At 73.6% G+C, this 22045-nt stretch carries 20 protein-coding genes; 10 read left to right on the top strand and 10 right to left on the bottom strand.

The annotated features are described in order from the left end of the window. The first annotated feature begins 67 nt into the window (after nucleotides 1-67). The 3 genes from ACFQ46_RS09180 to ACFQ46_RS09170 are packed head-to-tail and all read left to right on the top strand — an operon-like array spanning nucleotide 68 to nucleotide 3173. Nucleotides 68-1381: an ABC transporter substrate-binding protein gene (locus ACFQ46_RS09180; RefSeq protein ID WP_380259191.1), complete on the top strand. Its 1314-nt coding sequence runs from the start codon at nucleotides 68-70 to the stop codon at nucleotides 1379-1381. Then, the gene (locus ACFQ46_RS09175; protein ID WP_380259190.1) at nucleotides 1378-2301 is read left to right on the top strand and encodes a carbohydrate ABC transporter permease; all 924 of its coding nucleotides are present in this window, start codon (nucleotides 1378-1380) and stop codon (nucleotides 2299-2301) included. The genes ACFQ46_RS09180 and ACFQ46_RS09175 overlap by 4 nt, the downstream gene beginning before the upstream one ends. After that, a complete protein-coding gene (locus ACFQ46_RS09170; RefSeq protein WP_380259189.1) occupies nucleotides 2298-3173 on the top strand; it encodes a carbohydrate ABC transporter permease in 876 nt (291 codons plus the stop codon). Before ACFQ46_RS09175 ends, ACFQ46_RS09170 begins: the two co-directional genes overlap by 4 nt. Before the next feature lie 29 nt (nucleotides 3174-3202). Here ACFQ46_RS09170 and ACFQ46_RS09165 read toward each other — a convergent pair whose 3' ends face one another. Both ACFQ46_RS09165 and ACFQ46_RS09160 read right to left on the bottom strand, forming a co-directional pair. Then, entirely contained in the window at nucleotides 3203-4213 is a 1011-nt protein-coding gene (locus ACFQ46_RS09165; RefSeq protein ID WP_380259188.1) for a polysaccharide deacetylase family protein, read from the bottom strand. A 24-nt stretch (nucleotides 4214-4237) separates the two neighbouring features. Beyond that, entirely contained in the window at nucleotides 4238-4636 is a 399-nt protein-coding gene (locus ACFQ46_RS09160) for an OsmC family protein (RefSeq protein ID WP_380259187.1), read from the bottom strand. 84 nt (nucleotides 4637-4720) lie between these two features. Between ACFQ46_RS09160 and ACFQ46_RS09155 the strand changes: the two genes are divergently transcribed. Next, on the top strand, nucleotides 4721-4894 hold the full coding sequence (locus tag ACFQ46_RS09155) for a hypothetical protein (protein ID WP_380259186.1): 174 nt from the start codon (nucleotides 4721-4723) through the stop codon (nucleotides 4892-4894). A gap of 58 nt (nucleotides 4895-4952) precedes the next feature. On the opposite strand, the gene ACFQ46_RS09150 is transcribed toward ACFQ46_RS09155, so the two are convergent. Continuing rightward, nucleotides 4953-5999: an NAD(P)-dependent alcohol dehydrogenase gene (locus tag ACFQ46_RS09150; RefSeq protein WP_380259185.1), complete on the bottom strand. Its 1047-nt coding sequence runs from the start codon at nucleotides 5997-5999 to the stop codon at nucleotides 4953-4955. 223 nt (nucleotides 6000-6222) lie between these two features. On the opposite strand from ACFQ46_RS09150, the gene ACFQ46_RS09145 reads away from it, so the two are divergent. Beyond that, nucleotides 6223-8388: a SpoIIE family protein phosphatase gene (locus tag ACFQ46_RS09145; RefSeq protein ID WP_380259184.1), complete on the top strand. Its 2166-nt coding sequence runs from the start codon at nucleotides 6223-6225 to the stop codon at nucleotides 8386-8388. Nucleotides 8389-8413: 25 nt separating this feature from the next. On the opposite strand, the gene ACFQ46_RS09140 is transcribed toward ACFQ46_RS09145, so the two are convergent. Beyond that, on the bottom strand, nucleotides 8414-8824 hold the full coding sequence (locus ACFQ46_RS09140) for an ATP-binding protein (protein WP_380259183.1): 411 nt from the start codon (nucleotides 8822-8824) through the stop codon (nucleotides 8414-8416). A 140-nt stretch (nucleotides 8825-8964) separates the two neighbouring features. Further along, entirely contained in the window at nucleotides 8965-10053 is a 1089-nt protein-coding gene (locus ACFQ46_RS09135; protein WP_380259182.1) for a fatty acid desaturase family protein, read from the bottom strand. A 279-nt stretch (nucleotides 10054-10332) separates the two neighbouring features. Between ACFQ46_RS09135 and ACFQ46_RS09130 the strand changes: the two genes are divergently transcribed. Beyond that, a complete protein-coding gene (locus tag ACFQ46_RS09130) occupies nucleotides 10333-12609 on the top strand; it encodes a putative bifunctional diguanylate cyclase/phosphodiesterase (protein ID WP_380259181.1) in 2277 nt (758 codons plus the stop codon). Here the strand turns inward: ACFQ46_RS09130 and ACFQ46_RS09125 are convergent. Together ACFQ46_RS09125 and ACFQ46_RS09120 are read right to left on the bottom strand one after the other, a co-directional pair. Further along, nucleotides 12572-14443: a putative bifunctional diguanylate cyclase/phosphodiesterase gene (locus ACFQ46_RS09125; protein WP_380259180.1), complete on the bottom strand. Its 1872-nt coding sequence runs from the start codon at nucleotides 14441-14443 to the stop codon at nucleotides 12572-12574. The genes ACFQ46_RS09130 and ACFQ46_RS09125 overlap by 38 nt on opposite strands. Next, a complete protein-coding gene (locus ACFQ46_RS09120) occupies nucleotides 14440-14805 on the bottom strand; it encodes an STAS domain-containing protein (RefSeq protein ID WP_380259179.1) in 366 nt (121 codons plus the stop codon). Before ACFQ46_RS09120 ends, ACFQ46_RS09125 begins: the two co-directional genes overlap by 4 nt. Nucleotides 14806-15081: 276 nt before the next feature. Between ACFQ46_RS09120 and ACFQ46_RS09115 the strand changes: the two genes are divergently transcribed. Then, the gene (locus ACFQ46_RS09115) at nucleotides 15082-15828 is read left to right on the top strand and encodes a GAF and ANTAR domain-containing protein (protein WP_380259178.1); all 747 of its coding nucleotides are present in this window, start codon (nucleotides 15082-15084) and stop codon (nucleotides 15826-15828) included. Between the two features lie 15 nt (nucleotides 15829-15843). On the opposite strand, the gene ACFQ46_RS09110 is transcribed toward ACFQ46_RS09115, so the two are convergent. Then, nucleotides 15844-16137: a hypothetical protein gene (locus tag ACFQ46_RS09110; protein ID WP_380259177.1), complete on the bottom strand. Its 294-nt coding sequence runs from the start codon at nucleotides 16135-16137 to the stop codon at nucleotides 15844-15846. 159 nt (nucleotides 16138-16296) lie between these two features. Between ACFQ46_RS09110 and ACFQ46_RS09105 the strand changes: the two genes are divergently transcribed. Both ACFQ46_RS09105 and ACFQ46_RS09100 read left to right on the top strand, forming a co-directional pair. Continuing rightward, entirely contained in the window at nucleotides 16297-18891 is a 2595-nt protein-coding gene (locus ACFQ46_RS09105; RefSeq protein ID WP_380259176.1) for a SpoIIE family protein phosphatase, read from the top strand. 53 nt (nucleotides 18892-18944) lie between these two features. Next, nucleotides 18945-20489, top strand: a complete 1545-nt coding sequence (locus tag ACFQ46_RS09100) for a glucose-6-phosphate dehydrogenase (protein WP_380259175.1) — start codon at nucleotides 18945-18947, stop codon at nucleotides 20487-20489. A 12-nt stretch (nucleotides 20490-20501) separates the two neighbouring features. Here ACFQ46_RS09100 and ACFQ46_RS09095 read toward each other — a convergent pair whose 3' ends face one another. Together ACFQ46_RS09095 and ACFQ46_RS09090 are read right to left on the bottom strand one after the other, a co-directional pair. Then, the gene (locus tag ACFQ46_RS09095) at nucleotides 20502-20705 is read right to left on the bottom strand and encodes a hypothetical protein (protein ID WP_380259174.1); all 204 of its coding nucleotides are present in this window, start codon (nucleotides 20703-20705) and stop codon (nucleotides 20502-20504) included. Nucleotides 20706-20768: 63 nt separating this feature from the next. Continuing rightward, nucleotides 20769-21053: a hypothetical protein gene (locus ACFQ46_RS09090; protein WP_380259173.1), complete on the bottom strand. Its 285-nt coding sequence runs from the start codon at nucleotides 21051-21053 to the stop codon at nucleotides 20769-20771. A gap of 195 nt (nucleotides 21054-21248) precedes the next feature. On the opposite strand from ACFQ46_RS09090, the gene ACFQ46_RS09085 reads away from it, so the two are divergent. Next, nucleotides 21249-21998: a GAF domain-containing protein gene (locus tag ACFQ46_RS09085; RefSeq protein WP_380259172.1), complete on the top strand. Its 750-nt coding sequence runs from the start codon at nucleotides 21249-21251 to the stop codon at nucleotides 21996-21998. The last annotated feature ends 47 nt before the right edge of the window (nucleotides 21999-22045 follow it).

Below are 22045 nucleotides of genomic sequence, written 5' to 3'. Positions count from 1 at the left end.
GCCACCCTTCCCCCCGCTGCCTCACCCAGCGAGTGCCCCAGCGCCCGCGCAGCCCCCCGGAGTCCTGATGTCGCGTTCCACCACCCCCACCCGACGGCCCACCCGACGGTCGGTGCTGGCCGCCGGCGCCGGCACCGCCGGTGCCCTCGGCCTCAGCGCCTGCGGCGGGTTCTCCACCGGTTCCGACGACCCGCCCTCGGGTGGCGACGACAGCACCCTGACGATGATCACGTGGGCCGGTGACGCCGAGCTCAAGGCGTTCCAGACCCTCGCCGACGGGTTCAAGGCCCAGGGCGGTCCGACCGTGGAGCTGCAGGTCGTGCCGTACTCGGAGGTCCTGACCGCCGTCGACACCGGCCTGCGCACCGACAGCCCGCCGGACCTCTTCCGGGTCAGCTACACCGACGTCGCGGCCTACCGGGCGCAGAACGTGCTGGCCGACCTGAAGGACGCGTCCAGCCTGGAGAAGTCGTTCCTCCCGGCGTTCTGGAGCGCCGTCAGCGACGACGACGGCACGTTCGGCGTCCCGCACCACACCGACACCTCCATGGTCCTGGTGAACACCGCCGCGGTCGCCTCGGCCGGGCTCGGGACGCTGCCGAGCACGCTGGACACCGCGTGGACGTGGGAGCAGTTCCTCGACGCCGCCGGCCGGGTGCAGCCCTCGCGCGCGGACACCTACGCCTTCGCGGTGAACTGGCAGAACGCCGGGGCCTACCGCTGGCTGAACTTCGTCGACCAGGCCGGGGGCCGGCTGCTGACCGAGGACCTGAAGGGCGTCGCGGCCGACGACCCCGGGATGCTGAAGGCCCTCACCCACACCCGGGACTTCTTCCGCCGGGGCCTCGTCCCGCAGGCCTCCTCCTCCCGCGGCCAGCCCGCGAGCGACCTGTTCGTGAACCAGACCGTCGCCATGGTCTTCGCCGGGGACTTCCTGCTGGAGGAGATCGACGGCGCCGGGTTCGACTACCAGGCCACGTTCCTGCCCCGCGACGTCAACGCCTCCGCCGACCTCGGCGGCAACGCCCTCGTCGCCGTCGAGGCGAGCCCGCGCAAGGACGCGGCCCTGGACTTCCTGGCCTACTGCGCGGGAGCGGAGCAGATGGGCGCGTTCTGCGCCGCCGCGACCGTCCTGCCCACCCGGACCGACGTGGACCCGGCCACCCTCGACTACACGGTCCGCCCCGACCTGATGCCGTTGTTCGTAGAGCAGGCGACCACCATCCGCGAGCAGCTCGTCCAGCAGGTCGTCGTCCCCGACTTCAGCGCGGTCAACGGGCAGCTCGCCGACCGCCTCGACGCGATCTTCCTGGGCAGCGACGACGACCGGGCGGCCCTGGCGCAGCTCGTCGCCGGGGTGCAGTCGGTCCTCACGTCGTGAGCCAGGGCGTCAGCTCGCTCGCGGTCCGGCCGGCGCGTGGGCGCCGGGCGGCCGCCGTCCGGCGCTGGGGGGTCTCCTACGCGCTGCTCACGCCGGCGCTCGTCCTCTTCGGCCTGTTCGTGCTCTGGCCGTTGGTGCAGGCCGTGCGGATCTCGCTCACGAACTCGACGGGCATCGGTACCGCCGACTTCGTGGGCCTGCAGAACTACACCCGGATGGTGGGCGACCCGTCGTTCTGGCGGGCCGCGGGCAACACCGGTCTGCTGGCGCTCGTCTCCGTGCCGACGAGCATCGCGGCCGGGTTCGGCATCGCGCTGCTGCTGCGGGACCGGTTGCCGGCCCGCGGGATCTTCCGCGCGCTGTTCCTCGCCCCCTACGTGATCTCGGGGGTCGTGGTCGCGATGGCCGGGCGCTGGATCTTCGACGAGAACGTCGGCATCGTCGACCGCACCCTCTCCGGCTGGGGTTTGCCCGCCCCGGACTGGCAGTCGGGCGGGACCGCCGCGGCGGTCTCGGTGTTCGTGATGCTCTTCTGGGCGCGCACCGGACTCGTCGTGGTCCTCTACCTCAGCGCCCTGCAGGGCATCGACGGGGACCTCCTGGAGGCCGCGGAACTCGACGGGGCCTCCCGGTGGCAGCGGATCCGGTTCGTCAGCTGGCCGCTGCTGCGCCCCACCACGTTCTTCGTCACGGTCCTCATGGTGATCGAGGTGTTCCAGGTGTTCGACGTCGTCCGCGTCATGACCGGGGGTGGGCCGGCGGGAGCGACGGACATCCTCGTCACCTACGCCTACACCCAGGGTTTCCAGGCCCGTCGTCAGGGCTACGGCTCCGCGATCGGGGTCGTCGTCTTCCTGGTGATCCTGCTCGCCACCCTGTTGTGGTGGCGGATCCAGGCCCGGAGCGAGGAGGAGTCGTGAGCACCTCTACGCGCACCCACGACCTGCGGGTCCAGCGCTCGACCACGACGACCGCGCGGGGACCGGCCAGGCGGTGGCCGCGGTTCGTCGTCGTCCTCGTCCTGGCCCTGGTGTGGGTCTTCCCGCTGTACTGGATGGTCGTCACGGCCCTCTCCTCCCGCGCCGACCTCGTCGCGGGCCGCGTCTCCCTGCTGCCGCGCGGCGTCGACCTCGGGGGTTTCCGCCGGGCGCTGACGGACTTCCCCGTCCTGCAGTGGTTGCAGAACTCGTTCGCGATCGCCGTGGTGGCCGTCGTGATCACCATCGTCGTGGACGTCACGGCCGGGTACGTGCTGGCCAAGCACCGGTTCCCCGGCCGCTCGGTGGTGTTCTTCCTGATCCTCGCGACCCTGATGATCCCCATCCAGACGTTGCTGATCCCGCAGTTCGACCTGGTCAACGACCTGGGCTGGATCAACTCCTACTGGGCCGTCATCGTCCCGCGGTCCGCGGAGGCCTTCGGGGTGTTCCTGGCCCGGCAGTACTTCCTGTCGCTGCCGGACGAACTGCTCGAGGCGGCGCAGCTGGACGGGGCGGGGCAGTTCCGCACGTTGTGGTCGATCGTGCTGCCGTTGTCGCGGCCGCTCATCGCGGTGCTGCTGGTCATGACGTTCATGTACCGGTGGAACGAGTTCGCCTGGCCGCTGGTCGCGCTGCGCGATCCCGACCTGTACACGTTGCCGGTGGGGTTGTCGTTCCTGCAGGGGCAGTACACGACGGACTACCCGGCGTTGATGGCCGGTGCGCTGGTCTCGATCCTGCCCGTGCTCGTCCTCTTCGGCGTCGCCCAGCGGCAGTTCGTGGCCGGGATCTCCCGCAGCGGGCTGAAGTGAACCGGCGCTGCGGCCCGGGGACCCGCACGTCAGGACGGTAGGCGTTCCAGCGTCGCGTTCGAGGTCAGCAACGGGATCCCCGCGGCCAGCACGGCGCGGTCCCCGGGCGCACCGGGGTCGTAGGGGGTACCGCCCAACCAGGCCCACGCCGCGGGCGTCCGTCCGCAGACCTCGGTGAGCCGACGGACGGGTTCACGCACCTGTCGCTCGACGTCGTCGTCGCTCACCACGTCGGGTGACGCCGCGTGGGTGGCGGTGTGCCCGCACACCTCGTGGTCCTCGGCGAGACGGGCGAGTTCGTCCCAGGTCATGGCGAGCCGGTCCCCGGGGTGCTCGAGCACGCCGTAGTCGTGGGCCCGGGCGAACTCCTGCTGGTCGCCCGGCCGCACGTCCAGGAACTCCGTGGGCGGGTAGAACCAGCCGGTCAGGCCCGTCTCGGCCAGCAGCGGGGCCGCGCAGCGCACCGCGCTGGCGAAACCGTCGAAGAACGCGGGGACGATCCCCGGTCGGCCGGTGCGCCACCGTCCGGTGGCGAAGAAGTCGAGGACGTCGGCCGCGGACACCGGGTCGAAGCGGGCGGCGTAGCCCTGGAGCTCCACCCGGAACTCCTCCTGACGCGAGAGCGGGGTGTCGTGGTAGTTCACGACGCGCAGGAGGCGCCCCCCGACGAGGGCGTCCCGGACCCGGGCCGCCCCGGCGTCGCGTTCGGCCCGGGGAGGTGTCCGCCACCCCTCCGGACGCCACGCGGCCAACCGGTCCGGGACCTCGCTCCCCGCCCGGGCCCGGACGGGCCGGAACTCCAGGTCGGCGAGCACCGCGAGGGCGTCCTGCACGGTGACGTCGGGATCCGCCGCGGCCAGGACGTCCCAGACGACGCCGAGGCGACGGCCGAGGTCGACGTCGGCGTGCGCCGGGTCGTCGCGACGGGGCGGTGGGGGCTGCAGCCCGAGGAACATGGCCACCCCGGCCCGTTCCTCGTCCTCGGCCGCGATCGCGGCGGCGACCCGGCGGACCTCCCCGGGATCGAGCGCGTCAGACATCGAGCACGTCAGACGTCGAACGCGTCAGACGAGGTGCACGTCGAGGCTCGCCGCGTCGATCGTCTTCGTGAAGGGGCAGATCGAGAGGGCCTGCTGCAGGACGTCGCCAGGCTCGGCGCCCGCGTCGGGGAGGGTGACGAGGAGTTCGTAGCGGGCCGAGTAGCCGGGGCCGTCGTCCTGGGCCAGCGTGACCCGGGAACGCACCTGAGCGCCCTCGGTGCTGCCCCCGGCGGTGCTGGTGGCGATCTTCAGGGATTCCAGCAGGCACGTGCTCAGCGCCGCGGCCATCAGCTGTTCGGGGTTCGTGGCGCCGGAGTCGTCGCTCGACGTCGCCTCGCGGACGTCGACTTCCAGCAGACCGTCGTCGGAGCGGGCGGTTCCGGCGGACGCCGTGACGTCGGCCGTGTACAGGTCGGTGGGCATGGTGGCGACGCTACGAGCCGGGGACCGGGGCCGCGCGTTGGAGTTCCCCGCGCGCCGGGACCGTGCGCGGCGCACAGTGGGGCCATGCAGGAACCAGGAGAGAACCCGGAAGTGCCGGACGCCGACGCGGACCCGGGGATGCTGAACCCCCGCGACCTCCGGGACGAGGAGTCCGGCGACGGAGCGCGCGACGACGAAGGGTCGCAGGACCAGGACGGCGATCCGGCGTCCCTCAACCCGCGGGACGATCAGGGCTGATCGACGCGACGACGGCCGGCCCTCCCGCGGGAGGACCGGCCGTCCGCACGTCGGTGCGTCAGTCCAGGGTGCTGACGTCGATGACGAACCGGTAGCGGACGTCGGAGGCCAGGACGCGTTCGTAGGCCTCGTTCACCTGCTCCGCGCCGATGACCTCGATCTCGGCGCCGAGGTGGTGCTCCGCGCAGAAGTCGAGCATCTCCTGGGTCTCGCGGATCCCACCGATGGGGGAACCGGCGAGCGAACGCCGCGCCATGATGAGCGAGAACACCGCGAGCGACAACGGCTTCTCCGGCGCCCCGACGTTCACCATCGTGCCGCCCACGCGCAGCAGCGAGAGGTAGGCGTCGAGGTCGACGACGGCGCTGACCGTGTTCACGATGAGGTCGAAGGAACTCGCGAGGTCCTGGAACGTCGACTGCTCGGAGGTCGCGTAGTAGTGCGCGGCACCCAGGCGCAGCCCGTCCTCCTGCTTCTTCAACGACTGCGACAGGACGGTCACCTCCGCGCCCATGGCGGCGGCGATCTTGACGGCCATGTGGCCGAGCCCACCGAGGCCGACGACGGCGACCTTCTTGCCGGGGCCCGCGCCCCAGTGGCGCAGCGGGGAGTAGGTGGTGATCCCGGCGCACAGCAGCGGCGCGGCCTCGTCGAGCTCGATGCCCTCGGGGATCCGGAGCACGAAGTCCTCGGTCACGACGATGGCCTGGGAGTAGCCGCCCTGGGTGGGCTCGCCGTCCTCGCCGACACCGGCGTAGGTGCCGACGTTGCCCTTGACGCAGAACTGCTCCTCGCCGCCCGTGCAGTACTCGCACTCCCCGCAGGAGTCGACCATGCAGCCGACGCCGACGCGGTCGCCGACGGAGTGCTTGGTGACCTCGGAGCCGACCTCGGCGACGATGCCGGCGATCTCGTGGCCGACGACGACCGGGTAGTTCGTGGCGCCCCACTCGCTGCGGGCGGTGTGGATGTCGGAGTGGCAGATGCCGGCGAACTTGATGTCGATCAGGACGTCGTGCGGCCCGACGTCGCGACGCTCGATGGTGGTCGGGGTCAGCGGCTGGTCGGCGGCGGTGGCCGCGTAGGCCTTCACGGTCGTGGTCATGCGGTGCGTTCTCCTCGCGGACGGCGAAAGGGTGGTGGGTCACGGGGGATCGACTCCGTGACCGACGCCAGTCGAACACGCCGCGGGCGGTCGAGGCCCGCCGGAACGGCCCTCCCGGGGGGCCCTGTCACACCCTCCTTCGTCGGCACCGGTCGAGCGGGGGGAGCGGTCCTGGCGGCCTGCGGCGGCGCGCGCCGGGGCGCGACGCTCGTAAGCTCGCACCGTGAGTCATCAGCCTGCGGGTGCGTTGCCGGGCGGTGTCGGGCAACTTCCCGTCGTGGCGCACGACTACCCGGCGGCGGTCCTGCTCGTCGACACCGAGTCGACCAAGGTCGTCTACGTCAACGACCTGGCCCGCCAGCTGGCCCCCGACGTGCGGCTGCCCCTCGACGTCGAGGACTGGTCGCGCGCGGCGGGACTCGAGGTCGACCCGGGAAGCCCGCTGAGCGCGAGCAGCACCCCGCTCACCCGGGTCGCCGCGGGTGATCCCGACACCGGCCGCCAGGTCAGCGCGGCGTTGCGGTCGGAGGCGACCGAGGCCCGGGAGGCGTTGTGGGCCATCGGGATGCCGCTGCACGACGCGCCGCTGCCGTTGCGGGCGCGCTCGCTGCTGGTGCTGCTGCCGGTGCGCTTCCCCGACGCCGTGGCCGGGGTCCGGGCCGCCGCCGTGGTCGACCGGGCCCACCGCTCGGTGCTCTCCAGCGGTCTCGCGATGGCCATCAGCGACCCGGCCGCGGCGGACGAACCGCTCGTCTGGGTCAGCCGGAACTTCGAGCAGCTCACCGGCTGGGACGCCGCGGAGGTGCTGGGGCGCAACTGCCGCTTCCTGCAGGGGCCGGACACCGACCCCGAGGCCGTCGCCAACCTGCGCGACGGCATCGCCGCCGGCAGGACGGTGAGCCAGGTCCTGCTGAACTACCGCCAGGACGGGTCGGCGTTCTACAACCACGTCGTCGTGTCCCCGGTCTTCGACGCCGAGGGCCGCCTCATCCACCGGGTCAGCGTCCAGAGCGACGTGACCGGCCAGGTGGTGGCCGCGAAGCAGCGCGACGCGGCCCTCGCCGACGCCGCCGCCGCGCGCGCGGCCCAGGCCGCCGCCGAGGACGCGGGCCGCTTCGGGCGGCTGCTGCTCACGCTGAGCGAGGCCCTGACCGCGACGATCACCGTGGACCAGGTCGCCGCCACGATCACCGACGTCGTGGCCGCGGAACTGGGAGCCGCCGGCGGTGGGCTGCTGCTGGCGGACGCGGCCCGCACGCACCTCCGGTTCAGCTCGCTGGAGCACATGCCGGCCGGCATGAACCCCTCCTGGGCCCGGGTATCCTGGGACGAGGACTCACCGGTGGCCGCCGCGGTCCGCACCCGGCGGGCGATCTTCCACCGGGACCGCGAGCAGTTGCTCGCGGTGCACCCGGACCTCCCGGCCCGCGCCGTCCTGCCACCCCTGGGGGCGACGGTGAACCTCCCGCTCGTCGTCGGACGCGACGTCGTGGGCGCCGTCTTCCTCTACTGGGGCCAGGCCCAGGACTTCTCCGCGGAGCAGCGGGCGGCGCTGCAGGCGCTGGCCGGCTACACCGCCCAGGCCGTGCAGCGCGCGACCCTCATCCGCGAGCGCCGGAGCGCCGCGGAGATCCTCCAGCAGTCGATGCTGACCCGGTTGCCCGAGCCGGACCACCTCGAGATCCGCGCCCGCTACGTCCCCGCCGCGGTGGGGGAGTACGTGGGCGGGGACTGGTACGACGCCGTCGTCCTCCCCGACGGGGCCACGACCGTCGTCATCGGCGACGTCACCGGCCACGACATGACCGCCGCGGGGCACATGGGGCAGCTGCGAGGTCTGTTGCGCGCGTTCGCCTTCGACCGCCTGGAACCTCCGTCGGAGGTCGTGTCCCGCCTCGACCGGGCACTCGCGGGTCTGCACGTCGAGGGCCTCGCGACCCTCGTCCTGGCGCGCATCGAGCAGACCGAGGAGGACGCCGAGGAGGGGCTGCGCAGGCTCCGCTGGACGAACGCCGGCCACCCCCCGCCGGTCGTCCTGACCGCCGACGGTGGCACCGAGGTCATGGAGTCCGAGCCGGAACTGCTCATCGGGCTGATCCCGGACACCGTCCGGACCGACCAGGTGCACCTGCTGCCGCCGGGCAGCACGGTGCTCCTCTACACCGACGGGCTCATCGAACACCGCGGCCGGAGCCTGGACGACGGCCTCGCCGACCTCCGCCGGGTCCTGAGCAGCTGCGGCGGCCTCACCCTCGAGGAACTGCTGGACCGGCTCGTGGTGGAACTCGTCGGCGATTCGCCCGAGGACGACTGCGCGATCCTCGCCGTCCGGGCCCACCCGGAGGACCGGCCGCGTCCGCCCGAGGCGGGTCCCGGTCGGATCGCCTGACACGTCACAGGCCGGCGTCGCAGGCTCAGGCGTCGCCGCCGACCTGGAACCACACCTGCTTCCCGGTGACCGCCCGGACGCTGCCCCAGCTGTCGGCGAGGACGTCGACCAGGGCCATGCCCCGACCGCTCGTCGCGTCGGCGTCGACCTGGCGCACGACCGGCTCGGCCGGGTTGTCGTCGGAACACGTGACCCGCACCCCGCCCACCGAGCAGTCCACCGTCACCCGCACCCGGTCCCCACCGCCGTGCCGGACGGCGTTGGCGACGAGTTCGGTGGTCAGCAGGGCCACGACCTGCAGCAGGTCGACGCCGGGCGCCGCGGTCCCACCGCGGGTGGAGGCGGCGGCGCAGTCGTCACCGACGCAGTACTCGTGCACGCGGTGACGGGCCAGCGACACCGACCGGGTCTCGGTGGGGAGTTCGAGCTGAAGCACCTGCTGATCCGTCCCTCGTCGGAGCGCCGGCCCGGGGGAGCGCGATCGTCTCGGACCCGACCGGGTCCGTGCCCACTGTGGGGCCGCTCGCACGGCGGCGCCACCGCACGCACCCGCCGGTCGCCCGGCGGCCCACGGCCTCAGCTGCGCAGCTGTGCCGCCAGCGGGCAGGAGTTCTGCCGCCGCCCGGCGAGGCCCACGGTGTTGAGGTGCGTGACGACGGCCGCGAAGGCGCCGGTGACGCTGGTCTGGGTGTAGGGGATGCCGACCTCGGCGCAGTGCGCGCGCACCAGGGGCTGCACGAGGCGCAGGTTCGGGCGCGGCATGCTCGGGAAGAGGTGGTGCTCGACCTGGCGGTTCAGCCCGCCCATGAAGAAGTCGACGAGGCGGCCGCCCCCCACGTTGCGCGAGGACAGGACCTGGCGGTTCAGGAAGTCGAGCTTCGCGCCCCGGGCCAGCAGCGGCATCCCCGTGTGGTTGGGGGCGAAGGCCCCGCCCAGCAGGACCCCGAAGACGGACACCTCGATCGCGACGAAGGCGGCGGCCTTCCCCGGGGACACCGCCAGCAGCAGGATCGTGGCGTAGACCGCCCACCGGCCCAGGACCATCAGGACGTCGACGTGGGTGCGCTTCATCGCGCCCCGTCGCAACAGGGCCGAGGCGCTGTCGACGTGCAGGTTGAAGCCCTCGAGCATCAGCAGCGGGAAGAACCAGAAGCCCTGGTGCGTCAGCAGCCAGCGGTGGGTGCGGCCCATCCCCTCCAGCGCCTCCGGGTGGAACGCGAGGACCTTGGAGTTGATGTCGGTGTCGCGCCCGATCTGGTTCGGCGCCGCGTGGTGGAGGTTGTGCTTGCCCAGCCACCAACCGTGGCTGAGCCCGCCGAGCAGGCTGGCCAGGCACCGGGAGGCGAGGGCGTTCCACTTCGGGGTGCTGAAGATCTGCTGGTGCGCGGCGTCGTGGCCCAGGAAGGCGACCTGGCTCAACGTCAGCGACACGACCGGGGCGAGCAGCAGCACCCACCAGGTGTCGCCGATGAACTGCAGGGACGTCGCCAGGACGGCCAGCACGACGACGAGGGTGGTGATGCGGCGCCAGTAGTAGCCGAGGCGGCGCCGCATGAGCCCCGCCTCGCGCACGCGCTGCGCGAGCGCCGTGTACGTGCTGGTGCTGCGGTGGGCCGGTCGGGGAGTGCGTGTCTCGCCCGCCGTCGTGGACTGCTCGAGTGCCATGACCGATCTCCGTGGTGCGCGTCGGACCGACGCGCCACCATGGTTTGGGGCAACACATCGCTGTCCAGGTCACAACACCACCTGCGGGCGGGCAGGGCAAGCGGGGCGGGCCCCGCGCGACGTCACCGGTTCGGGCGCTGCAGCCGCCGAGGTCGTTCGCCGATGACACCAGGGTTCCTCCAACAGGCTGGGGATCATCACGATCGAGTCGGTGAGGTTCCCGTGCGCCACCCCAGCAGCCCGTCCGCGTCACCGCGAGCCACCGGTGCCCGCCGCCCGGTGCTGCTCCGCTCCGTGCTGCTGGTCAGCGCTGTCCTCGTCCTGCTCCCCGCGACGGGTGTCCCGGGTGACCTCGCCTCCGCCGGCTCGCGCCTGGCCGGGGTGAGCTTCGCCGTCGCGGTGCTGCGCCGGAAGGCGCGGACGACCGAGGAGGAACGGACGGTCTGGCGGTGGCTCGCCCGCGCCGCCGCCGTGGTGTGGGCGGGGACGGTCGCGCAGTTCGGGGTGAGCGCCGTGGCCGGGGCGAGCGGCCGGGCGGGCCTCGAGCTGCCGGGGGACGTCGTGCTGAGCGCGTCCTGCCTGCTCGCCTGCGTGCTGGTGTACCAGGGACTCATCGTCTGGAACCGGACCAGCACGAGGCTCGCCGATCCGGGTGACTGGTTGAACGGGATCAGCGCCGGTCTGGCCGTCTCGGCGCTGCTCCACCTCGTGATCGTCTGGCGCCCAGGAGGTCACGAGCGGACACTGCCCTGGTGGGTCCTCGAGATGTCGGTGGCCCGTTCCTCGGCCCTGTTCATCGTGCTGGGGACGACCCTGACCGTCGCGGTCATGGCCGGCCTGGTCCGGGACCCGCGGATCTGGGTGATCGCCCTCGGCGTCGTGTTCCTGATGGCGGTGGAGGTGGCGACGGCGTTCGGTGTCCTGCGCGGCGGGTGGTCCTCGTCGGGGTGGGGGCTGTTCTGCGTCGTCGTGGCCTGGGCCTCGACGGTGCGGGCGCGGCCGGTACGGCCCCAGGAGGCCACGACGCAGTCGCTCACCATCGGCACGTTCGTCGTGCTGCTGGCCAGCGTGGCGATCATCCTGCTCGCCACCCGGCTGCCCCCGCAGTCCACGGGCGTCGCCGTGATCTGCGGGGGGCTGGCCGTGGTCGGGGTCAGCACCCGTGTGGTGCGGCTCGTCTCGGACCTCTCGACGTTGGCCCAGACGCGGCAGGACGCGCTCACCGACGACCTCACCGGTCTGGCGAACCGGCGCGCCTTCGGCCAGCAGCTGGACCTCGCCGCGGAGGGCGGCGACGACGTCGCCGTCTACCTCCTGGACCTCGACCGGTTCAAGGAGGTCAACGACCGGTTCGGTCACGCCGTCGGCGACCGGCTGCTGCAGCGCACGGCGGGCCGGTTGGCGGCCGTCGTCCCTGCGGGCGCGGTGCTGGCGCGTCTGGGCGGGGACGAGTTCGCCCTGCTCCTGCCCGGTGCGGACGCGGTGGGTGCCGTGCGCTTCGCGCACGAGCTGGCGGCCGCCGTGCAGGGTGCCGGTGGGGTCGAGGGCACCGGTCAGGTGTCCGCGAGCGTCGGGATCGCCCTCCCGACCCGCGCCGACGACCCGGCGGGGACGCCGGACGGGGGCGAACTGCTGCGCCGCGCCGACGCCGCCATGTACCAGGCGAAGTCGACCGGCGAGGTCGTGCGCCTCTACGACGACGCCATCGACCGCGCCGGCCGCGAGGAGGCGCTGATGGCCGACGAGCTGTCCTGCGCCTTCGCCACCGGGGACGCGAGCCGGCAGTTCCGGGTGCACTACCAGCCGCAGCTCGACCTCTCGTCCGGAGCGGTCGCCGGGGTCGAGGCCCTCGTGCGCTGGCAGCACCCCCGCCTCGGTCTGCTGGCGCCGGCCGCGTTCCTCGACCTCGTCGAACGCGGGGGCCACATGGCCGACCTCACCGAGTTCGTGCTGCGGGAGGCGACGGCGGCGACGGGGCCACGGACGAGCTGGTCCCCGGTGGGGGCGAACGACGTCCGGGTGGCCGTGAACCTGTCCGCGAGCTCGCTGGCCGACCCGGGTCTGCTCGTCCTGCTCGACGAGCTGCTCGCCGAGGGCCTGGACCCGACCGCCGTCGTCCTCGAGGTCACCGAGACGCTGCTCATGAGCAACCCCGAGCAGGCGGTGGAGATGACCCGGGAGATCCGTCACCGCGGTTTCGGGCTGAGCATCGACGACTACGGGACGGGGTACTCGTCGCTGTCCTACCTCGTCGACCTCCCGGCGACGGAGGTCAAGCTCGACCGGTCCTTCACGGTGCGGCTCTCCGGTGACGATCGAGTGCGGCAGATCGTGGCCGGCACCGTGGAACTCGCGCACCGCCTCGGCCTGCGGGTCGTCGCCGAGGGGGTCGAGGACGAGGCGACGCTGGAGGTCCTGCGCTCGCTCGGGATCGACGAGACGCAGGGGTACCTCCACAGCCGACCGCTGGCGCCGGCCGACGTGCCCGCCTGGGTGCGCGGCCGGTCCGCGCCCGCGCTCAGCGGCGGGCGGTCGCGCTCAGCCACCGCGCCGTGAGGGCCTCGGCCGGTTCCGGCTTCCCGCACCAGTACCCCTGCAGGTAGTCGCAGCCGGCGGCGGCGACCTCCAGCGCCTGGGCCTCGCTCTCCACCCCTTCGGCGATCACCCGCAGGTCGAGGCTGGCGGCGACGGTGACCACGGCGGCGACCAGCGCTCGGCGGCGCGGGTCGGTGGCGATCCCGGCGACGAACGACTTGTCGATCTTGGCGAGCCGCACGGGGAGTTCCACCAGCCGGGACAGCGAGGAGTACCCGGTGCCGAAGTCGTCGACGGACAACGGGTGGCCGAGGCGCTGTTGCTCCTGCAGGCCGACGAGGACCTGGGGGTCGATGAAGCTGCTCTCGAGGAGTTCCAGACCCAGGTGCCCGGGGTCCAGGCCGTGGCGGGCCAGGGCCGCGACGATGGTGGGGCCCAGCAGGGGGTCGACCAGTTCGCGGGCGGTGACGTTGACGTAGGCCGTGGCCGGCGCCGCGGAGCCCAGCTGCTCCCGCCAGAGCGCCATCTGCGCGCAGGTCTGGGCGATCACCCAGCGCCCGATCCCCACGATGGACCCGTTGTGGGTGGCCAGGTCGATGAACTCCGCCGCCGGCAGCAGACCGTGGACGGGGTGCTGCCAGCGCACGAGCGCCTCCACGGCGTGCAGCGCGCCGGCGGCGTCCACGATCGGTTGGTAGTGGATCCGCAGCTGCCGCAGGCCTTCGGCCTCGGCCAGCTGGTGCTCCAGCAGACGCAGCGGGGGACGCAGCGGCTGCCCGTTCGGCCCCGTCTCGCGGGCGAACTCGCCCAGCCGTCCGGGAGTGTGCTGCTTGGCGACGTACATGGCGCCGTCGGCGTCGGCCAGCAGCCCGTCGGCGTCGGTGCGCTGGTCGCTGAGGGCGACGCCGATGCTGGCGGAGACGACGAGGTCGACCTCGCCGACGGGAATGGAGCGCCCCAGGGCCTGACGCAGCCGTGCCACGACCGCCTCGACGCTCTGCTGCAGCTCGACGGCGTCGGACTGCGGCAGGTCCTCGCACACCAGCACGAACTCGTCACCGGCGAGCCGGGCCAGCGTGTCGCCCTGGCGCAGGGTGGCGCCCATCCGGGCCGCGACGGTCGCGAGCACCAGGTCGCCCGCCGCGTGGCCGAAGGTGTCGTTGACGCCCTTGAAGCGGTCGAGGTCGACGAACATCACCGCGACGACGCGGCGGTGGCGCTGCGCGGTGTGCAGGGCGTGCTCGAGCCGGTCGAAGAGCAGGGCCCGGTTCGGCAGCCCGGTCAGCGCGTCGTGGGTGCTGGCGTGCGCCAGCTCCCGCTGGGCGCTGCGCGCGGCATCGCGGTCGGCGGCGATCTCCAGGTAGGACGCCGCGAGGTGGGCCAGCAGCCGGACCCACTGCAGCTCCTCGAGCTGCCAGGTCCCGGGCCGGCGGCGGTAGAGGTCCAGAGCCCCCCAGACCCGCCCGTCGCTCACCAGGGGGACGGCCACCACGGAGAGGAAACCCGCGGACACGGTCCGCTCCACGTACTCCGGCCACGCCGTCTGGACGGGGTCGCGCAGGTCGTCGACGACCACCTCGACCACGAAGTTCGTGGCGTCGTGGCAGGGCCCCTCCTGCCGGAGCTGCTGCAGCACCTCGGGACCTTCGAGGTCGTGGTCGCTGGCCTGCACGAACCGGACGTTCTCGCCCTCGGTGATCACGACCCCGGCCCCGTCGACGGCCAGGTGCTCCGCGGTGATGCCGACCAGGCGGGCCAGCAGCTCCTCGGTCCCGACGTCGCCGGCCGCGATCCCGGCCAGCGCGGCGAGAGCGGCCACGAGGGACGGCTCGCCCGACCCGGCGCGGGCGCTCACCGGCCGACCGCGTGCAGCGGGGCCCGCAGATCGATCTCCGTGTCGACCGTGTCGACGTCGTCGGCCCCGAGCCGACCGGTCACCCCGAGGGTGTCAAAGAGCAGGCGGACGACGGGCCGGGCCCCCGTCGTCCGGAACCCGCCCCCGACCGTGCGCGCCAGGCGGGACAGGTAGAGCAGGCTGGACAGGCCGCGGCAGTCGACGAAGGCCGTGTCCCGCAGGTCGACCACGACGTGACGGACCTCGGCGAGGAGGGCGAGGGTGCACGCTTCGAAGGCGTCGGCGGTCTCGGCGTCGAGCTCGCCGCCCACCTCGACGACACCCACTGCGCCGCTCGTGCGGCGGCGGACGGAGAACTCCACGAGTGGCTCCCGGGGTCGGTGCGGGCGGTGCCCCACCCTGGACACCTGAGCCACTGTTCGACCGGGCGCCACGCTAGCGCGGACGGCCGCCGGTGGCGAGCGCTGCCGCGGACCCCGCAGGGCTAGGCTCGGCGCACTGCGTGAGCGCGGAGCCGTTCCCGGTGAGGCTCCCGGTCACAGGGGTTCAACCAGCAGCCCCGGCGCACGGCCGCCGCCCCCGGGTGGTGGTCCCACCCCGCCGTCTGCAGCCGGCGGGCGAGCAGCAGGAGGTTCACCGTGACCACGGACGACCAGGGCGAGGACGTCACGTCCGTCACCCGACCGCGGATGGAACCCCAGGAGGCCTTCGCCGAACTCGGCGCCATCGTCCTGGGCCAGCCGCTGGGCGTGGTCCTGCGGCGGATCGCCGACCTCGTGGTCGCGTGCATCCCCGGAGCCGACGAGGTCTCGGTGACGCTGGTGGACGGGGACAAGACCACCTCGGTGGCCTTCACGGGGTCGCTGGCGGCCTCGTTGGACGAACGGCAGTACGACGACGGGTTCGGGCCGTGCCTGGACGCCGCCCAGACCGGCCAGCACCTGCGCATCGACGACACCGCCGACGGGGAGCTCTACGCCGGCTTCTGCGCCGTAGCCGCCCGCCGGGGGGTCCGCAGCGTCCTCAGCGTCGGCCTCCCCATGCCGCAGCGGGTGGTGGGAGCCATCAACATCTACCACTTCGGCGCCGAACCCCTCGACGCCGAGGCGGAGCAGCTGGCGTCCGCCTTCGCCGGCTACGCGGCCGTCGCGCTGGCCAACGCGGCGCTCTACGCCTCGACGGCCGACCTCGCGATCAACCTGCAGACCGCCATGAACAGCCGCGCGGTCATCGAGCAGGCGAAGGGGGTGCTCATCGGCCGCCTCGGCTGCACGCCCGAGGAGGCCTTCACCCACCTGGCGACCCAGTCCCAGCACCAGAACCGCAAGCTGCGCGACATCGCGACGGAGGTCGTGGAGAACGCCACCGGACGTCCCGGGCACTAGCCGGACCCGGAGCGGTCAGGGCCGGAAGAGGTCCTGGCCGACCACCGCCCGCCGCACCGCCTCCGCCGTGCTGGGAACGTCGTAGCGGGCCCGCAGCGACCGCACCACCGCGACCACCTCGTCGAGGTCGCAGCGCAACCGGGTGGCGATCTCCGTGCCCGAGTACCCGAGGACGAGCATCCGCCCGGCGGCGACCTGCAACGCGCTCAGGTCACCCGGCGGGTCGTCGGTGGTGGGGTGGGGATGCGTGGGGTGGGGGTGCGTGGGGTGGGGGTGCGTGGGGTGGCGGTGCGGGGGGTGCTGGGACACGGTTCGACCTCGTCCTGCGGCGGAGCCCCCGGCCGCTGCTCGACCGGCGTCCGCCACCCCAGCGTTCCACACTCCACCCGTCCGTGGTGGGCAGGACGCGTGCGACGATCGGGAGGAGGGTGCGCGTCCGCCGCCCGTCAGGTGGAGGGGTCGACGTCGGTGAACGAGGACGGACGGGCGCTGGCCGCTCTCGAGGCCGACACCGCCCGCCTGCGGTCGGCGCGACGGCTGGTGACCACGACCGCGAACCCGGCCCTGGACCGGCTCGCCGAACTCGCGGCGCGCCTGCTGGGCGCACCGGCCGGCCGGGTGTCGCTCCGCTCCGACGTCCAGACGCTCTCCGCCGCAGCGGATCTCGACGCGCAGGGCCGCGGCGCGGGCGCCCTGGTGGACTCCCTGGGCACCGTCACGGCGACGGCGGGGGAGCCGCTCGTGGTCACCGACGCCACGGCCGACGACCGCGTCGCCCTGCTGCCGCCGGTCACCTCCGGCGCCGTGCGCGCCTACCTCGGGGTCCCGATGCGCGGGCAGGACGGCCACGTCGTCGGCGCGCTGTGCGTCTTCGGCCCGCAGGCCCGGGACTGGAGCGGGACCGACGTCGCCGTGCTGGGCGACCTGGCCGCCGCCGCGGTCACCGAGCTCGAGCTCACGGCGCTCGCGGTCGACCTCGAGGCCGCCCGGGTGCGCTCGGAGCTCGCCGTCGCCGCCGGCGGGATCGGCACGTTCGACTGGGACCTCGTCACCGGGGAGCTGCGCTGGGACGAGCGGCTGCTGGAGATGTTCGGGTACGCCGCCGACGACTTCGGCCGCGACATCGAGGCGTTCAACGCGCGGTTGCACCCCGACGACCTGCCCCGGGTCGGGGCCGCGCTGCAGCGGGCGGTCGCGGAGTGCGGGCCCTTCGAGGCCGAGTACCGGGTCGTGCGGCCCGACGGCAGCACCCGGTGGGTGCGGGCCCGGGGGCAGGCGCTGGCCGACGAGGCCGGGCGCAGCGTCCGGGTCCTCGGCGCGGCCTACGACACCACCGCCGCCCGCACCGACGACGCGCGGGTCGCGCGCGTGCTGGAGTCGATGGCGTCGGCGTTCTTCTCCCTGGACCGGGACTTCCGCTTCAGCTACGTCAACGCCGAGGCCGAGCGCGTCCTGGGCCGTCCGCGGCAGGAGATGCTCGGTGCCAGCGTGTGGGAGCTCTTCCCCGACGCGGTGGGCTCGCCGTTCGAGACGCACTACCGCGGGGTCGCGGCGAGCGGTGAGCCGGTGACCTTCGAGGCGTACTACCCGCCGCCGCTGGACGCCTGGTTCGAGGTGCGCGCGTGGCCGGACCCGGACGGCGTCTCGGTCTACTTCCTCGACGTCACCGCCGGTCGGCGGGCCCGCAAGGAGCTCGAGGCCGCGCACGCGGCGGCGGCCGCGGCGGCCGAGCGGCTGCGCCTGATCGTGACCGTCAGCGAGGACCTCACGGCGACCCTCGACGTCCAGGAGGCGGTGGCCCGCCTGGCCCAGCACCTCGTCCCGGCGGTCGCCGACTGGTGCCTGGTGACGCTGGTGGACGAGCAGGGCGGGCTGCGCGACGTCGGCTGCCACCACGTGGACCCGGCGCTGCGCGACGTCGTCCTCGCCTACCGCGACACCCGGCTCTCGGCGCTGGCCCTCGACTCCTACCTCTACCGGGTCTGGCGGAGTGCGCGGCCGGCGGGCGTCACCCGGGGGGCGACGGCCGAGATCCTGCGCGTCCTGGCCGCGGACAGTCCGGCGCGGGAGCTGATCCGGCGCCTGGCGCCGGAGTCGTTCCAGTGCGTGCCGCTGCGGGCACGCGGGCGCACCGTCGGGCTGATCACGCTGTTCCACGGCGTCGAGCGGGGCGAACTCGGTGCGGAGGACCTGCTGCTGGCGACCGAGATCGCCGACCGGGCCGGGTTGGCCCTGGACAACGCGCGGCTCTACGAGGCGCAGCACCGGATGGCGGAAGGGCTGCAGCGCAGCCTCTTGACGTCCCCGGTCGAACCGGACCACCTGCAGATCGTGGTGCGGTACCAGCCCGCCGCGCACGCGGCCAAGGTCGGCGGGGACTGGTACGACGCCTTCCTCACGCCCGACGGCTCCACCGTGCTGGTGATCGGCGACGTGATGGGCCACGACATCACCGCCGCTGCCGGGATGAGCCAGGTCCGCTCGCTGCTGCGGGGCATCGCGTACACGACGGGCGCGAGTCCCGCCGGGGTCCTGTCCGGGCTCGACGCGGCCATGGCGGGCCTCGCGGTCGACACGACCGCCACCGTGGTCGTGGGCCGGCTGGAGCAGAGCGAGGACGAGCGGCACCGCGACGTCACCCGGTTCCGCTGGTCGAACGCCGGGCATCCGGCGCCCGTGCTGCTCACCCCGGACGGCACGGTGAGCCCCCTGGCCTCGGTGCCGCCGCAACTGCTGCTCGGCATCGACCCCTCGACCCCGCGGGTGGACGCGGCCATCGCGGTGGACCGCGGGTCGACGATCCTGATGTTCACCGACGGCCTCGTCGAACGCCGCGACCGTTCCCTCGACGAGGGGTTGCTGCTGCTGCGCGAGGCCGTCGCGGACCTGGCCGATGCCACGTTGGACGAGCTCGTCGACGGGGTGCTGGAGCGGATGCTGCCGGGCGAGCACGAGGACGACGTCGCCCTCGTCGCCGTCCGGTTGCACCCGCTGGGGAGTCCGCGCCCGGTCGAGGCCGGCCCACGACGAACCCCTCCCGCCACGCCGCCCGTTCCGCGCTGAGCCCCCGGGCGGGTCGTCGCGCGCGGGACGGGGAACCTCGGCAGGGTGTGCGCGTGAGCAACCACAGCGACCAGCAGCACGACGACCACCCGGCCACCGGCGGCAGCGAGAGCCGCAACGAGGACCCGGCGGGGGCCGGCGGCGGCCACGGCGCGGCCGGAGCCGCTCAGGACGGGCGTTCCGGGCAGGACCCCGTCGCGACGCTGCTCATCCTGGGGGCCAGCGGCGACCTCGCCTCCCGGCTGCTGATGCCCGGCCTGGCCCGGCTCCTGGTCTCCGGACGCAACGAGGACCCCGCGCACGGTCACGGCTCCTCGCTCGAACTGGTCGGCGCCGGCGCGGAGGACTGGGACGACGACCGGTGGCGCGAGGTGGTGACGAAGGCCTTCGGTGACGCCCTGGACGTGGGCGAGGAGTCGGCGGACGCCGCCCGGACGGTGCGCGACACCAGCCGCTACGCGCAGGTCGACGTCACCGATCCCGACGCCCTCCTGGCCCTGATGAGCTCCTGCGCCGCTCCGGTCGCGGTGTACTTCGCCCTCCCGCCCGCGATCACGGCGAAGGCGTGCGCGGGGCTCGTCGGCCGGGACCTCCCGGCCAGCACCCGGCTGGTGATGGAGAAGCCCTTCGGCTCCGACGAGGCCTCGGCCCACGAGCTCAACCAGGTCGTCGCGCAGCTGGTCCCGGAGGAGCACGTGCACCGGGTCGACCACTTCCTCGGCACCTCCACGGTGCTCGGCACCGTCGGGGTGCGCTTCGCGAACCGGATCTTCGAACCCACCTGGAACGCGGGCCACGTGGAACGCGTCGACGTGTTCTACGACGAGGACCTCGCGCTCGAGGGCCGCGCCGGGTACTACGACCACGCGGGCGCCCTCATCGACATGATCCAGAGTCACCTGCTGCAGGTGCTCGCGATGCTGGCGATGGACGCCCCCTCGGCGCTGGACGAGCGGGAGTTCCGCGACCGGAAGGCGCAGCTGCTGCGGGCGACCCGCCTGGCCGGTCCTCCCGCGCAGGCCAGTCGACGGGCCCGGTACACCGCGGGTCGCCTCGGGGACCGCGACCTGCCCGACTACACCGCCGAGCAGGGCGTGGACCCCGCCCGCCAGACCGAGACGCTGGCCGAGGTCGTCCTGTTCGTCGACACCTGGCGCTGGGCCGGGGTCCCCTTCCGCCTGCGGTCCGGCAAGGCCCTCGGCCGGGCCCGCAAGGAGGCGGTCATCACCTACAAGCCCGTCCCGCACCTCATGGCCGGCCTGCTGGGCACACCGGTCCCCACCCGGCTCCGGCTCGGTTTCAAACCCGACACCGTGAGCCTGGACCTGAACGTCAACGCCCCGGGGGACCCGTTCGACCTCGACGAGGCGACGCTGACCGCCCGCCTGGGGGACTCCGACCTCCCCGCCTACGGGGAGGTGCTGGCCGGCGTGCTCGACGGCGACCCGTTGCTCTCGGTGCGCGGTGACACCGCGGAGGACTGCTGGCGCATCCTGGCCCCGGTGATCGCGGCGTGGAAGGCCGACGAGGTGCCGCTGGAGACCTACCCCGCGGGGAGCGACGGCCCCGAGGCGACCGCGGACTTCCCCGCGGTCTGAGGCCCGGACAGCTCAGATGAGGCCGCGGGCCCGCACGGCCTGCACGGCGGCCGCCGTGCTGTCCACGCCCAGGGCGCTGCGGATGGCCACCAGCCGCTCGGCGAGCTCGGAGAGGCTGCACCCGAGGCGCTCGGCGACCTCGGCGGCGCTCGCGCCGTCGAACCGGCTCAGCAGGCGCACCTGGTCCTCGTCGAGATCCTGGCGTTCTCCGCTCATCTCCACCTCACCGGTCGGTCGCTGGCCCCCTTCGGGGGGCCAGTCTGGCACCAGTGGTCCCCGTCAACCAGCGACCTCCAGGCGGTCCCGCAGCGCCGGGGGGAGAGCGGCGCGGGCGGCCACCGGATCGGGGTGGGCCCGCAGCAGGGCCGCCAGCGTCGCCAGGGGCAGGCCGTCGCCGAGCACGACGTAGCCGTGCTCGCGTCCCACCAGGTCGTCGCAGGCGATCCCGTCGGTCGTCATCGTCAGCCACGGGTCCGGGGTGTCGGGCATCCCGTTGCCCCACACGTCGCCCAGGAGACCACGCACGGCCAGGGCGCGATGACGCAGGGGGTGCTCGTCCGACACCCGAGAGTTGTACCGCGCCCGTGCGGGTCCTGCACAGGGCTCCAGCACCGTGTCCCGGTTTCCGGCTGCAGGTCTGCGATCCGTCTCCTACCGTGCCCTGCAAGGCAGGACGGTCGAGGACGAGGAGAGCTGCGCCGTGCACGAACGGAGAACACCGGGTCCGACAGCGGTCGGACGGCACCGGGGAACCAGGGCATGAACTCGTTGGCCGAGCGTTTCTGGGGTGCGTGGGGAGACGCCCAGGAAACCCTGGACGCGGACCTGCTGCCGTCGGCCCTGGCCCGGATCACCGCGCGGCTGCTGCCGTTCGACGCCGCGGGGCTCAGCCTGCACGGGGAACCCGACACCCGGGTGCCGCTGGGGGCCAGCGACGACGCCGCCGCGACGGCGGAGAGGTTGCAGTTCACCCACGGCGACGGCCCCTGCTTCCTCGCGATGCGCGACGGGCGACCCGTCGTGGCCACCGAGGACCGCTGGCGGGAACTCTGGCCGGTGCTGGCCGTGGACCACTTCGCGAGGACGTCCTTCCACGGCGGCCTGTCGGTGCCGCTGCGGGTGGGGTCCTCCCGTTTCGGGGTCCTCGACCTCTACACCCGGTCGTCGCGGACGCTCGACGGTTCCACCGTGATCGACGCGCAGGTGGTGGCGGCGTTGGTCACCTCGGTGCTGCTGCAGCACCTGCGCGGCGTGGACCCGACCGGTTTCGAACCGGAGGCGGCCGGGGTCCACGCGGACTGGTCCGACAGCCCCGAGGCGATCCGCCGGCGACAGGTGTGGGTGGCCACCGGGATGGTGGGGCTCAGCCTCGCCGTGACCAGCGAACAAGCCCTCTCGATCCTGCGGGCGCACGCCTTCGCCACGTCGACGACGCTGGACGACCTCGCCGACGACATCGTCCAGCGACGTTTCGACGTCGAGGAACTCGGCAGCGGTACCGCGTCCTGACGATCAGGACCATCACGACCACCAGGACGCGGTCACCGCACGACGCG

Source organism: Kineococcus sp. GCM10028916 (assembly GCF_042674865.1).
Taxonomy (GTDB): Bacteria; Actinomycetota; Actinomycetes; order Actinomycetales; family Kineococcaceae; genus Kineococcus.
Note: the sequence above shows the minus strand (reverse complement) of the source record. Positions and strands in the feature narration are given on the sequence as shown.

Bases quoted from the DNA above. Each gene is read 5' to 3' on its own strand.
- ACFQ46_RS09180 (WP_380259191.1), top strand. From the start codon at position 68: ATGTCGCGTTCCACCACCCCCACCCGACGGCCCACCCGACGGTCGGTG.
- ACFQ46_RS09165 (WP_380259188.1), bottom strand. From the start codon at position 4,213: ATGTCTGACGCGCTCGATCCCGGGGAGGTCCGCCGGGTCGCCGCCGCG.
- ACFQ46_RS09160 (WP_380259187.1), bottom strand. From the start codon at position 4,636: ATGCCCACCGACCTGTACACGGCCGACGTCACGGCGTCCGCCGGAACC.
- ACFQ46_RS09155 (WP_380259186.1), top strand. From the start codon at position 4,721: ATGCAGGAACCAGGAGAGAACCCGGAAGTGCCGGACGCCGACGCGGAC.
- ACFQ46_RS09150 (WP_380259185.1), bottom strand. From the start codon at position 5,999: ATGACCACGACCGTGAAGGCCTACGCGGCCACCGCCGCCGACCAGCCG.
- ACFQ46_RS09135 (WP_380259182.1), bottom strand. From the start codon at position 10,053: ATGGCACTCGAGCAGTCCACGACGGCGGGCGAGACACGCACTCCCCGA.
- ACFQ46_RS09095 (WP_380259174.1), bottom strand. From the start codon at position 20,705: ATGAGCGGAGAACGCCAGGATCTCGACGAGGACCAGGTGCGCCTGCTG.
- ACFQ46_RS09085 (WP_380259172.1), top strand. From the start codon at position 21,249: ATGAACTCGTTGGCCGAGCGTTTCTGGGGTGCGTGGGGAGACGCCCAG.